This window comes from Rahnella sp. ChDrAdgB13 (assembly GCF_017655185.1).
Taxonomy (GTDB): Bacteria; Pseudomonadota; Gammaproteobacteria; order Enterobacterales; family Enterobacteriaceae; genus Rahnella; species Rahnella contaminans.
The window spans coordinates 1-12,434 of sequence record NZ_JAEMGT010000108.1 but is presented as its reverse complement, the minus strand read 5'-3'; the positions used below and the strand labels follow the sequence as shown (position 1 = coordinate 12,434).

Below are 12,434 nucleotides of genomic sequence, written 5' to 3'. Positions count from 1 at the left end.
GGAGAGGAAGTTATGAGCAATATTACGCAATCTTACCGCCAGTTAGTGTCTTCGCTGACTGAGCGGTTAAAAAATGGCGAACGTGATATCAGCGCACTGGTGCAGGATGCCCGTGTCCGTCTGCAAAATGAAGGCAAGTTGTCAGAAATTCAGATTGAACAGTTAACCTCTGCCGTCAGGCGCGACCTGCATGAGTTCGCGCGCAGTTACGGCGAGAGTCAGCGTGCGGTGGCAGAAGACGACGGAACTGACAGCGTGTTTTTGCGTGTGATTAAAGAAAGCCTGTGGAAAGAACTGGCCGATATGACCGACAAAACGCAGCTGGAATGGAAAGAAGTGTTTAAAGACGTCAGCCATCATGGCATCTATCACAGCGGGGAAGTGGTGGGGCTCGGGAATCTGGTCTGTGAAAACTGTCATTTCCATCTGGCGGTATACACGCCAGAGATTCTGAGCCGATGTCCTAAATGTGGAAATACCGAATTCAGCCGTCGCCCGTTTGAACCGTGATGTTTAATTGCCTGCTTCCGGTCTGATCCGGAAGCAGGCAATTCAGGTTTTAGTGCAGAATTTTCGCCAGGAAATCGCGGGCACGATCAGATTCCGGATTATTGAAGAAGTCGTCTTTATTACGGTCTTCAACAATTTTACCTTCATCCATGAAAATCACGCGGTTCGCCACTTTACGTGCAAAGCCCATTTCGTGGGTGACCACCATCATTGTCATGCCTTCATTTGCCAGCTCAACCATTACGTCCAGCACTTCGTTGATCATTTCCGGATCAAGCGCTGAGGTCGGTTCATCAAACAGCATGGCAATAGGATCCATACATAATGCGCGGGCGATAGCGACACGCTGCTGTTGCCCGCCGGAAAGCTGACCGGGGAATTTGTTGGCGTGAGCAGATAAGCCCACGCGATCCAGCAGTTTCAGGCCTTTTTCTTTCGAAGCTGCTTTATCGCGTTTCAGCACTTTTACCTGAGCAAGCGTCAGGTTGTCGATGATCGACAAATGCGGGAACAGCTCAAAATGCTGGAACACCATGCCAACTTTCGCACGCAACTGAGCCAGATTGGTTTTTTTGTCATTGACCGGCGTGCCGTTAACCAGGATTTCACCTTTCTGAATCGGCTCAAGTCCGTTAACGGTTTTGATCAGCGTCGATTTACCCGACCCGGAAGGCCCGCAAACCACCACAACTTCACCTTTTTTAACTTCGGTGCTGCACCCGGTCAGCACCTGAAAGTGCCCGTACCATTTAGAAACATTCTTCAGTGAAATCATGAAACGGTCCTTTTCTTCAAATAACGCACCAGCAAGGAAGCACAAAGGCTGATAACAAAGTAAATAAGTCCTGCAAACAGCACCATCTCAACCAGCGTACCGTCGCGGTCGCCAATGTTGGATGCGCTGCGGAAGAAGTCGGCGAGGCCCAGAACATACACGAGCGAGGTATCCTGGAATAAGACAATCGCCTGCGTCAGCAGCAGCGGCACCATCGCGCGGAACGCCTGCGGCAAAATCACCAGTTGCATGGACTGCCATTGGGTCATGCCCAGCGCCAGCGCGGCGGAAGATTGCCCGCGGGCAATACTGATAATCCCTGCGCGAATGATTTCGGAATAGTAGGCTGCTTCAAACAAGGCGAACGCCACCATCGCAGAAATCAGGCGGATATCCGTTTTAGGGGATAAACCGAGCACTTTTTGCAGGAAGCCGGGCACAATCAGATAGAACCACAACAACACCATCACCAGCGGCACGGCGCGGAACAGGTTGACATAAGCCGAGGCAAACCAGCTGACCGGTTTGAAAGACGATAAACGCATGACCGCCAGCAGCGTACCCCAGAGGATACCGACAACAATCGCCAGCGAGGTGATTTTCAGGGTGACGACCATGCCCTGCCACAAGTACGGCAGGCCGGGACCGATAGAACTCCAGTCAAATTCATGCATTCTTATTTACCCCCCATGTTGCCCGGCAGGCGGACTTTACGTTCTACAAAATGCATCAGGAACATGATGATGGCATTGATAAAGACGTAGGCAACGGTAATCGCAGTAAATGATTCATACGCATGTGCGGAGTAATCAAGCAGCTTGCCGGCTTGCGCCGCCATATCGACCAGGCCGATGGTGGAGGCAATAGCCGAGTTTTTCACCAGGTTAACCATTTCGGATGTCATCGGTGGCACGATCACGCGGTACGCGTTGGGCAACAGAACATAACGATAGGTCTGAGGCAGCGTCAGGCCCATTGCCAGACCGGCATTACGCTGGCCGCTTGGCAGTGACTGAATGGCCGCACGCACCTGCTCGCATACGCGGGCAGCGGTGAACAGACCGAGACAGATTACTGACGAGGAGAAGAATTGCACATTTGGCGCCAGCTCTGATTTAAACCACATACCGATATTTTCGGGCAGCAGTTCAGGCACAACCAGATACCAGATAAAGAATTGCACAATGAGTGGCACGTTACGGAAGAGTTCAACGTAACAGGTGCCGATACCGGAAAGGATCCGGTTGGGAACGGTACGCAGTATCCCGAAAAGTGAACCGACGAAGAACGCGATAATCCAGGCGCAAACCGACAGTGCGACAGTGACCTGAAATCCATTCCAAATCCAGCCCAGGTAGGTGGTATTCCCAAAGGGGGCTTGTTGCAAAAATATGCCCCAGTTCCAATCTATTGACATAAAAACTCCGTAAACCGGGTAATGAACTACCCATCTGAGTGATGACGTGGTCCGCGTGAAAAATGACTGGGAGGATATGCGGGGTGGGGAACGACCACCCCGCATCCGGTCTGCATCATCACAGGCTGGTGGTCCAGCCTTATTCTTTAATTACACTTCTCTTGGTTATACCCGTCTGTCTGGTATTTCTTACAGTGCTTTATCGTTTGGCGCTTTGAACAGGGCTTTCATGTCGTCAGACAGTTCAAAGTTCATGTTCAGATTCTTCGGAGGAATCGGTTTTTTGAACCAGGTTTCAAACCACTTAGTCGCCTCACCGGAAGTCTGTGCTTTCACGATGGTGTCATCGACCAGTTTTTTGAAGTCGGCATCATCTTTACGCATCATGCAGCCATATGCTTCTTTGGACTGTGGAGTTCCGATGATTTCCCAGTTGTCTGGTTTTTTGGCTTTCGCACGTTCACCGGCTAACAGGGCATCATCCATCATGAAGGCAACGGCACGACCGGTTTCCAGAGTACGGAACGAGTCACCGTGGTCTTTCGCGCTGATGATGCGCAGATCCAGTTTTTTCTCTTCGTTCAGCTTATTAAGCAGCACTTCAGAGGTTGTCCCGGAAGTCACCACAACGGTTTTGCCTTTCAGATCAGCGAAGTCTTTAATCTCCGACCCTTTCTTCACTAACAGACGGGTGCCGATAACAAAGATGGTGTCGGAGAAAGCGGCTTGCTGCTGGCGCTCGAGGTTGTTGGTGGTAGAACCACACTCAAAATCATAGGTGCCGTTTTGCAGCAACGGAATACGGTTCTGCGAGGTGATTGGCATCATTTTGACCTGCAGGTTTGGCAGGTTCAGTTTTTTCTTAACCGCGTCAACGATGGCGTCGGAATAGTCCTGTGAATAACCTACGACTTTCTGTTCGTTATTGTAGTAAGAGAATGGCACTGAGGATTCGCGGTGACCTACCACGATAACGCCATTGTCTTTGATTTTTTTCAGGGTGCCGGTCAGTTCTTCTGCGTGAGCAAAGCTGCTTACGGCAACGCTTGCCAACACTACGGATAACGCCAATTTGCGCAATTGCATGTCCAACTCCTTGCTGTCATTAGGGATCCAAATCACGGATCAGAAAGTGCTAATGCCTCGTCATATGAAGCTAGAAAATAACTGAATGTGAATTTTATGAAACCACATTGTTTCTTTTTTGAGACGAGACACGCACCAATTAAAAGCAATTAACGGGCTATGCACTTAGAAGGTGCATGAGGAATAGCCTTTTTGTTCCAAAATGATGCACGACGTCATAAAAAGTAACTAATCAGATATCTTTCAATTAGATGTAGCAAGAGTCATGCCAGAAAGCCTGATTTAACTTCATCAGCGGTCAGATAATCAGCGCTTAATGCCGGGTTTATAACAAACGGCAGCAGGTAAAGGGGGGGAAAGATTACGGGGGCTAAAAAGAAGATGCGACAAAACAGTTCAGGCGCCCGAAGACGCCTGATTTAAAGAGAAAATACGAAAATTCAGTTTTTGCGACGACCCAGCCACAGTGCCGCGACAGCCATGATGAGCGTTACTATCCACACCGGCCACCAGCCAACGCGCGCATACGGCGTCATACCGGTTGTCGGCGTGACGTTCACGTTCAGAACCTGACGGGTAAACTGCGGAATTTGGGCGGTCACATCGCCCTGAGCATTCACTACGGCGGTAATGCCGTTGTTGGTGCTTCGCAGCAACGGGCGGCCTAATTCCAGCGAACGCATACGCGCCATCTGGAAATGCTGCCACGGGCCAATCGAGTGGCCGAACCAGGCATCGTTGGAAATGGTCAGCAGGAAATTGGTGTCCGGCCGCAGGTTGTCGCGCACCTGTTCACCGAAGACCACTTCATAACAAATGGCAGTGGTCAGATTGAGTCCGCTGACAAACAACGGTTTCTGCACATAATCGCCGCTGGTCAGGCCCGACATTGGCAAATCGAAGAACGGCGCGAGAGGGCGTAGCAGCCTTTCCAGAGGAACAAATTCACCAAAGGGTACCAGATGGTGTTTATTGAAACGGTTGTCGTCCGGGTAACGATAAGTTTGTTTACCGCCCAGCACAATGGCGCTGTTGTACACCTTCATGCCTTCTTCGTTGCGGCGCGCATCGATAATCCCGGTGACCAGTTGAGTCCCGTGAGAACGGTAAATATTATCCACCATGCTCAGGAAACCCTGCTGATCGGACTCAATATCTGAAATCGCGGATTCCGGCCAGATGATCATGCTGGATTTGCCAAGATAGGGACGGCTGAGATCCAGGTACGTTTGCAGCGCGCTTTCCAGCGCCTTCGGATCCCATTTCATGGACTGCGGAATATTGCCCTGAACCAGTGCAACATCAACAGTTTTGTCAGGCTGTTCCTGATACCAGTGGATATAGCGCAGCGGCCATGGCAGCAGCAACATTGCCAGCGCAACAATACCCGGGGCTTTCCGGTGCTGGTAAATGGCATACACCAGCAGACCGCTCAGGGAAGTCAGTAACAGCGTAATGCCGTTCACACCGGTGATTGGCGCAAGGCCTTTCAGCGGTCCATTGATCTGGCTGTAACCGAATTCAAGCCACGGAAAGCCGGTCAGCACCCAACCGCGAAGGAATTCAGTAACTTGCCACAGCGCCGGCGCGGCAATTGCCAGTTTCCACCAGGTGGTTTTTGGCCAGAGTTTGCTGAAAATACCGGCAAACAGCATGGTGTACAGCGACAAATAAGCCGCCAGCAAAATCACCAGGAACAGGTTGATGGCTTCCGGCATGCCGCCAAAGGTGGCGATACTGACGTAAACCCAGTTGACGCCTGTTCCAAACAGGCCAAATCCCCAGCAGAAACCTATCCACGCGGATTGCGCCGGACGGCGATCCAGCGTTAATGCCAGCAGACCGCAGAGCGAGACGATTGCTGCAGGCCAGAAATCATAGGGGGAAAAAGCGAGCGTGCCACAGGCACCGAATAAGAGCGCCAGCAGGGCGCGAACCCGCTGGCGTTGGTATAAAGAGGCAATTGCCATGGAGTAATTATTCTTCCAGTATCGGTTGCGGCGCGTCGTCCGGTATTTTTACGTGAACCTGAATAATACGTCGGCTGTCGGCCATCGCAACCTTGAACAGGTAACCGTCAATTTCAATGCTTTCGCCTCGTGCAGGCAAATGGCCGAAGGACTGCATCACCAGACCGCCAATCGTATCGACTTCGTCGTCACTGTAATGGGTCTGGAAGACTTCGTTAAAATCTTCAATCGGTGCCAGCGCGCGGACGGTGTAGGTATGGCGGCTAAGCTGGCGGATATCCAGATCTTCTGCTTCGTCATACTCATCGTCGATCTCGCCGACAATCAGTTCGAGAATATCTTCGATAGTGACCAGGCCTGATACGCCGCCGAATTCATCGACAACAATCGCCATATGGTAACGCTGGGAGCGGAACTCCTTCAGCATGCGGTCAACACGTTTGCTTTCGGGAACCACCACGGCGGTTCTCAGCACTTTATCAATGCTGAATGGTTCGGACTCTGTGCGCATAAACGGCAGCAAGTCTTTGGCCATCAGGATGCCTTCAATGTGATCCTTATCTTCGCTGATCACCGGGAAGCGGGAGTGTGCGGATTCGATGATGACATCAAGACACTCTTCCAGCGGTTGATTGCGTTTTAGCGTGATCATCTGAGAACGTGGGATCATGATGTCCCGGACGCGCTGCTCGGCGATATCCATCACGCCTTCCAGCATGTCACGGGTATCGGGGTCGATCAGATCGTTTTGTTCTGAGTCACGAATCAGCTCAACCAAATCGCCACGGTTTTTGGGTTCACCGTGAAAGAGCTGGTTAAGGATAAGGGAAAAGAAGCCCTTCTTGGGACTGGGGCTGTCACTATTTTGTGAATGGTCATCGCTCATGGCGTTTGGTTTGTTTTACTCGTGTTAGTGAAAATTAGGCGAAACGCCTGCGGATGAAAAACCTTCACCGGGCAGGCGCTGCGCAAGTTTACTGATAAATTCAGTCGTCTTCTTTCTCTGAAATATAAGGATCCGGATAACCCAGATCCAGCATGATTTCAGTTTCAATTGATTCCATTTCTTCGGCTTCTTCGTCAACGATATGGTCATAGCCCAGCAAATGCAAACTGCCGTGAATCACCATATGTGCCCAGTGAGCCCAAAGTTCTTTTTCCTGCTCTTTGGCTTCCTTCTCAACCACCTGACGACAAATAATCAGGTCGCCGAGCAGTGGCATTTCCATGCCCGGAGGAGCTTCGAACGGGAAGGATAACACGTTGGTCGGTTTATCCATGCCACGATACGTCATATTCAGTTCATGGCTTTCGGGAATATCGACCAGACGGATCGTTACTTCCGATTCTTCCTGAAACTGCGGAAGAACCGCCTCCAGCCATTTTTGAAAGTCATTTTCAGACGGTAAGCCTGCGTTTTCTTCACAAGCAATTTGTAGATCGAGGATTACCGTGTTCATTGACTAACCTGCTGGGATGCGCTGTTTTGATGTTCATGTTTACGCTCTGCGGCAATCGCATCACGACGTTTCTGGTCTTCTTCTTCCCACGCTTCGTAAGCTACAACAATTCGTGCGACAACAGGATGACGAACGACGTCCTCGCTGTGGAAGAAGTTAAAGCTCAGTTCTTCAACCGAAGACAATACTTCAATGGCGTGGCGCAGGCCTGATTTCTGATGGCGCGGCAAGTCGATTTGCGTGACGTCACCGGTGATCACCGCTTTGGAGTTAAAACCAATACGGGTCAGGAACATCTTCATCTGTTCAATGGAAGTATTCTGGCTTTCATCGAGAATAATGAAGGCGTCATTGAGCGTACGCCCGCGCATATACGCCAGAGGAGCCACTTCAATAACGTTGCGCTCAATCAGTTTTTCAACCTTCTCAAAGCCCAGCATTTCGAACAGCGCGTCATACAGCGGGCGCAGATACGGATCAACCTTCTGACTCAGGTCACCCGGCAGGAAGCCCAGCTTTTCACCGGCTTCAACGGCAGGGCGCGTCAGCAGAATACGGCGTACTTCCTGACGTTCCAGCGCATCAACGGCAGCGGCAACGGCCAGATAGGTTTTACCCGTACCGGCAGGGCCGATACCAAACGTGACGTCGTGATCCAGAATATTGGCAACGTACTGCGCCTGATTCTTAGTTCGCGGTTTGATCACGCCACGCTTGGTTTTGATGATGACCGCTTTGCCAAAATCAGGCACGCTTTCAGCCGTTTGCTCAAGAACGCGGCTTTCTTTAATCGCCAGATGGATTTTTTCAGGGTCGATATCCTGAATCTCGCCACGCAGCGGCGCGGTGTCTACGTATAAGTCGCGCAGAATATCAGCGGCTGCCGCAACCGGCAGGCTCTTTCCAACAAGCTTAAATGCGTTATCACGACGGTTGATTTCAACGCCCAACCGGCGTTCCAGTTGTTTGATATTGTCATCAAACGGCCCGCACAGGCTCAGCAGACGCTGATTGTCTTCGGGCTCCAGTAAAATCTCTTGTGTTACAACGTTCAAACTTATCCTTTGGGCCACTCTGGACCAGTTTACCCTGCATACTTCAGGGTACGTTCAGTGAGACATACGGCCGTAAACTGCTTTCAGCCGTCAACCATACCTGAGTTAATAATACATGCCCTTGGCAAAATATGCTGCGGCTTGCAGGCAGTTACATGAACCTGCATCCGGATATGCGGCCTTTCCTGGAAAATTAACCCCTGGAAGCCGGTGTTGCGTCTGAATTCTCAAAAGAAACAGGACGCCGGAGCGCCCTGTAGGTTCTGTCATTCTTCGCTTCAATGATTTACGGCTGATAGAGCCCAACGCCCAATTCATTTTCTTTGCGTGTGCGGGCAATAACAGATTGTGGTGACTCGTGCAGACGCAGCGCCATTTGTTCTTCTGTGCGGATGACTACGCCACGCAGGGAGTTGGCATAGACATCGACAATTTCGACATCCACGAATTTGCCAATCATGTCAGGCGTACCTTCAAAATTGACCACACGGTTGCATTCTGTACGTCCGGTCAGTTCCATAATGTCTTTACGGGACGTCCCTTCCACCAGAATGCGCTGAACGGTGCCCAGCGTGGCGCGGCTAAACCGCATCACCTGTTGCGTGATCCGGTCCTGTAACAGCGCCAGACGCTGTTTCTTCTCGTCCATGCTGACGTCATCGACCATGTCTGCCGCAGGTGTTCCCGGGCGTGGAGAGTAGATAAAACTGAAGCTGACGTCGTAATTGACCTGTGCAATTAAATCCATAGTGCGTTCGAAATCATCGTTGGATTCGCCCGGGAAGCCGATGATGAAGTCAGAACTGAAATGGATATCCGGACGCGCAGCCCGCAATTTACGGATAGTCGATTTGTATTCCAGCACCGTGTGAGGGCGCTTCATCATAGTCAGAATGCGATCAGAACCGCTCTGAATAGGCAGATGCAGGAAACTGACCACTTCAGGCGTGTCTTTATAGACCTCGATAATATCGTCAGTAAATTCTACCGGATGGCTGGTGGTAAAGCGGATGCGGTCAATACCGTCGATGGCCGCCACCAGACGCAGTAATTCTGCAAACGTGCAGATGCCACCGTCAACGGAATCGCCGCGGTAGGCGTTGACGTTTTGCCCCAGCAGGTTAACTTCACGCACGCCCTGAGCGGCAAGCTGAGCGACTTCGAACAGGACGTCATCACACGGGCGGCTGACTTCTTCGCCGCGCGTGTAAGGCACCACGCAGAAGCTGCAATATTTGTTGCAACCTTCCATGATGGAGACAAATGCGGTCGGGCCATCCGCGCGTGGTTCCGGCAGACGGTCAAATTTCTCAATTTCCGGGAAGCTGATATCCACGACCGGGCTTTTGGTGCCGCGAACATGGTTGACCATTTCTGGCAGGCGATGCAGGGTTTGCGGGCCAAAAACGATATCAACGCAGGGCGCACGCTTACGCAGCAATTCCCCTTCCTGAGATGCCACACAGCCGCCGACGCCGATAATAATATCCGGGTTTTTCTTTTTTAATAATTTCCAGTGTCCCAGCAGGCTGAACACTTTCTCCTGGGCTTTTTCCCGGATTGAACAGGTATTCAGCAGCAGAATGTCTGCTTCTTCAGCGTTATCCGTCAGCTGGTAACCGTGGGTGCTATCGAGAAGATCGGCCATTTTGGATGAATCATATTCATTCATCTGGCAGCCCCAGGTTTTTATGTGCAGTTTTTTAGTCATCAGCGTGTCAGTACTCAGTACGGGGAACGTTAGATCGGCAGTGCCGCAGTGCATAGCGTTGTTCAGGGGCGGTATTGTAAACCCTCACCTTAGCGCTGACCAGTGCGGGAAAGCAGCTTAGGCCCTGATGCAGACACAAAAATCCGGTACACTTCGCATAATGAACTGAAATAGAAAGCTGGAATAAAATGAATAATTCAGAGAAGTCATTTGATGCAGTGATCGTCGGTGGTGGGATGGTAGGCGCTGCGGCAGCTCTCGGGCTGGCCCGTCAGGGGCTTCAGGTTGCATTGATCGAAAATGAAGAGCCGGCTGAATTTGACGCATCAGCGGCAGCAGACCTGCGAATTTCTGCGATTGGCTGCGCTTCGGTGCGGTTCTTGCAAAAATTAGAGGCGTGGCCTGCTGTTGAAAAAATGCGCTCGGTGCCGTATCGCCGCCTGGAAACCTGGGAAGTTGACGGTTCCGACGTCAAATTCGATGCGCAATCACTCGGATTACCGGAGCTGGGATTCATGGTTGAAAACCGCGTGCTTCAGCTGGCGCTCTGGCAGCAGTTTGATGCTTTCTCCAATCTGACCCGCTTCTGCCCGGCGAAACTGCGCCATCTTCTGCAACATGACGATAAAACCTGGTCACTTCAGCTGACCACCGGTGAACTGCTGCGTACAAAACTGGTCGTCGCCGCCGACGGAGCGAATTCTCTGGTACGCCAGCTGGCGGGCATCGGCGTTGATGGTTGGGAATATCGCCAGCACTGTATGCTGATTAACGTTGAAACCGAAACGCCGGATCAGGATGTCACCTGGCAGCAGTTTTTCCCTTCCGGCCCGCGCGCATTTCTGCCGTTGTTTGGCAATCAGGCATCGCTGGTGTGGTACGACAGCCCGCAGCGCATCCGTTATCTGAAAACGCTGAACATGAAACAGCTGACGGCGGAGATTATGCAGGCCTTCCCACCACGCCTTGGAAAAATCAATGCAACAGCAGCGGGCGCGTTCCCGCTGGTTCGCCGCCATGCGCAGCGTTATGTCCTGCCGGGGCTGGCGCTGGTGGGCGATGCAGCGCATACGATCAATCCGCTGGCCGGGCAGGGCGTGAATCTGGGTTATCGCGACGTAGAAGCATTGCTTTCGGTGCTGGAAAAAGCGCGTGACCACGATGAAGCGTGGAGCAGCGAGAAAGTGCTGCTGCGCTATCAGCGTCAGCGTCGCCTGGATAATCTGCTGATGCAAAGCGGTATGGATTTGTTCTATACCGCGTTCAGTAACGATCTGGCGCCCGTCAAAGCATTGAGAAATCTGGCACTGATGACGGCACAGCGTGCAGGCGCACTGAAAACCAAAGCGCTGAAATACGCATTAGGCATTTAATGAAGTGAGAGAGGGGCTGGCCGGATGAATGTCGGCTTGCCCTTTTTTTGAGTCTGACTCAACCGGCAGATAGCAAAAAGCCCGCACGAGGCGGGCTTTCTTAATGTGGCTGGGGTGCCAGGATTCGAACCTGGGTATGCTGGTATCAGAAACCAGAGCCTTACCGCTTGGCGACACCCCAATTTTAAAACTCACTACCTTTTGAGCAGTGCACTGCAAGTAAAATGGTGGCTACGACGGGATTTGAACCTGTGACCCCATCATTATGAGTGATGTGCTCTAACCAGCTGAGCTACGTAGCCAAATTCTACTGACTTACTTCAAAACTTCAAGCACTAATTTAACTAACTTAATAATAAATTTCAAGTGCTTACCAATTATACAGAAAGAAGTATGGCTGGGGTACCTGGATTCGAACCAGGGTATGCTGGTATCAAAAACCAGTGCCTTACCGCTTGGCGATACCCCAACAGTACAACTTCTTCAAATTGGTTTTTTCTCACATTCACATCAGAGATGCGAAGGTAAGAAAATGGCTGGGGTACCAGGATTCGAACCTGGGAATGCTGGTATCAAAAACCAGTGCCTTACCGCTTGGCGATACCCCAACTGTGCTGCCGACTCGATGAAATGGTGCGGGAGGCGAGACTTGAACTCGCACACCTTGCGGCGCTAGAACCTAAATCTAGTGCGTCTACCAATTTCGCCACTCCCGCAAAAAAGATGGTGGCTACGACGGGATTCGAACCTGTGACCCCATCATTATGAGTGATGTGCTCTAACCAACTGAGCTACGTAGCCCTCTTTTTTCGCGCTACCTTCATCGGCGTTGCGGGGCGCATTATGCGTATATGACCGTTTTGCGTCAACACCTTTTTTGGAGAAAAAGGCGTGAGAGCGTCCATTTGTCTGGCTTATAACCACTCTGGTGATTAATTGGGCAAAAGACATTATTTTTACTGGCTTTACCCATAAAAAAACGGGCCTGAAAAGGCCCGCTTGCTTCCAGGGCTTACGCATTAAAATGAACTTGTATTAAGTCATTGTACTCCCTATAAATAACCAAATTATGCGGAG

General features: G+C 51.2%; 11 protein-coding genes and 6 tRNA genes. 2 read left to right on the top strand and 15 right to left on the bottom strand.

What is annotated here, in order from left to right; translation table 11 throughout:
- Positions 1 to 12 precede the first annotated feature (12 nt).
- Positions 13 to 510: a zinc ribbon-containing protein gene (locus tag J8X26_RS22655; protein WP_152326441.1), complete on the top strand. Its 498-nt coding sequence runs from the start codon at positions 13 to 15 to the stop codon at positions 508 to 510.
- A gap of 49 nt (positions 511 to 559) precedes the next feature.
- Here J8X26_RS22655 and J8X26_RS22650 read toward each other — a convergent pair whose 3' ends face one another.
- From J8X26_RS22650 to miaB, 9 genes are all read right to left on the bottom strand, one after another.
- Positions 560 to 1,285 carry an amino acid ABC transporter ATP-binding protein gene (locus J8X26_RS22650; RefSeq protein WP_152326442.1) on the bottom strand — a complete coding sequence of 242 codons (726 nt, stop codon included), beginning with the start codon at positions 1,283 to 1,285 and terminating at the stop codon, positions 560 to 562.
- The gene (gltK, locus tag J8X26_RS22645) at positions 1,282 to 1,959 is read right to left on the bottom strand and encodes a glutamate/aspartate ABC transporter permease GltK (RefSeq protein ID WP_152326443.1); all 678 of its coding nucleotides are present in this window, start codon (positions 1,957 to 1,959) and stop codon (positions 1,282 to 1,284) included. The genes J8X26_RS22650 and gltK overlap by 4 nt, the downstream gene beginning before the upstream one ends.
- Positions 1,960 to 1,961: 2 nt before the next feature.
- Entirely contained in the window at positions 1,962 to 2,702 is a 741-nt protein-coding gene (locus tag J8X26_RS22640) for an amino acid ABC transporter permease (protein ID WP_208952023.1), read from the bottom strand.
- 189 nt (positions 2,703 to 2,891) lie between these two features.
- A complete protein-coding gene (locus J8X26_RS22635; RefSeq protein WP_165059420.1) occupies positions 2,892 to 3,788 on the bottom strand; it encodes an amino acid ABC transporter substrate-binding protein in 897 nt (298 codons plus the stop codon).
- 440 nt (positions 3,789 to 4,228) lie between these two features.
- A complete protein-coding gene (gene lnt, locus J8X26_RS22630; RefSeq protein ID WP_208952022.1) occupies positions 4,229 to 5,758 on the bottom strand; it encodes an apolipoprotein N-acyltransferase in 1,530 nt (509 codons plus the stop codon).
- Between the two features lie 7 nt (positions 5,759 to 5,765).
- Positions 5,766 to 6,644, bottom strand: a complete 879-nt coding sequence (corC, locus tag J8X26_RS22625; protein WP_101075684.1) for a CNNM family magnesium/cobalt transport protein CorC — start codon at positions 6,642 to 6,644, stop codon at positions 5,766 to 5,768.
- Between the two features lie 100 nt (positions 6,645 to 6,744).
- On the bottom strand, positions 6,745 to 7,218 hold the full coding sequence (ybeY, locus tag J8X26_RS22620) for an rRNA maturation RNase YbeY (protein ID WP_152326447.1): 474 nt from the start codon (positions 7,216 to 7,218) through the stop codon (positions 6,745 to 6,747).
- Positions 7,215 to 8,291, bottom strand: coding sequence for a PhoH family protein (locus J8X26_RS22615; RefSeq protein WP_152326448.1), 1,077 nt, complete (start codon positions 8,289 to 8,291; stop codon positions 7,215 to 7,217). Before J8X26_RS22615 ends, ybeY begins: the two co-directional genes overlap by 4 nt.
- Positions 8,292 to 8,559: 268 nt before the next feature.
- Positions 8,560 to 9,984, bottom strand: coding sequence for a tRNA (N6-isopentenyl adenosine(37)-C2)-methylthiotransferase MiaB (miaB, locus tag J8X26_RS22610; RefSeq protein WP_208952021.1), 1,425 nt, complete (start codon positions 9,982 to 9,984; stop codon positions 8,560 to 8,562).
- A gap of 188 nt (positions 9,985 to 10,172) precedes the next feature.
- Here miaB and ubiF point away from each other — a divergent pair, with 188 nt between their 5' ends.
- On the top strand, positions 10,173 to 11,357 hold the full coding sequence (gene ubiF, locus J8X26_RS22605; protein WP_208952020.1) for a 3-demethoxyubiquinol 3-hydroxylase: 1,185 nt from the start codon (positions 10,173 to 10,175) through the stop codon (positions 11,355 to 11,357).
- 106 nt (positions 11,358 to 11,463) lie between these two features.
- On the opposite strand, the gene J8X26_RS22600 is transcribed toward ubiF, so the two are convergent.
- The 6 genes from J8X26_RS22600 to J8X26_RS22575 form a co-directional block, all read right to left on the bottom strand.
- Positions 11,464 to 11,538 (bottom strand) — tRNA-Gln (locus tag J8X26_RS22600).
- A 44-nt stretch (positions 11,539 to 11,582) separates the two neighbouring features.
- Positions 11,583 to 11,659 (bottom strand) — tRNA-Met (locus J8X26_RS22595).
- Between the two features lie 92 nt (positions 11,660 to 11,751).
- Positions 11,752 to 11,826, bottom strand: a tRNA-Gln gene (locus J8X26_RS22590).
- 64 nt (positions 11,827 to 11,890) lie between these two features.
- A tRNA-Gln gene (locus J8X26_RS22585) sits at positions 11,891 to 11,965 on the bottom strand.
- A gap of 23 nt (positions 11,966 to 11,988) precedes the next feature.
- Positions 11,989 to 12,073 (bottom strand) — tRNA-Leu (locus J8X26_RS22580).
- 8 nt (positions 12,074 to 12,081) lie between these two features.
- Positions 12,082 to 12,158 (bottom strand) — tRNA-Met (locus J8X26_RS22575).
- Positions 12,159 to 12,434 lie beyond the last annotated feature (276 nt).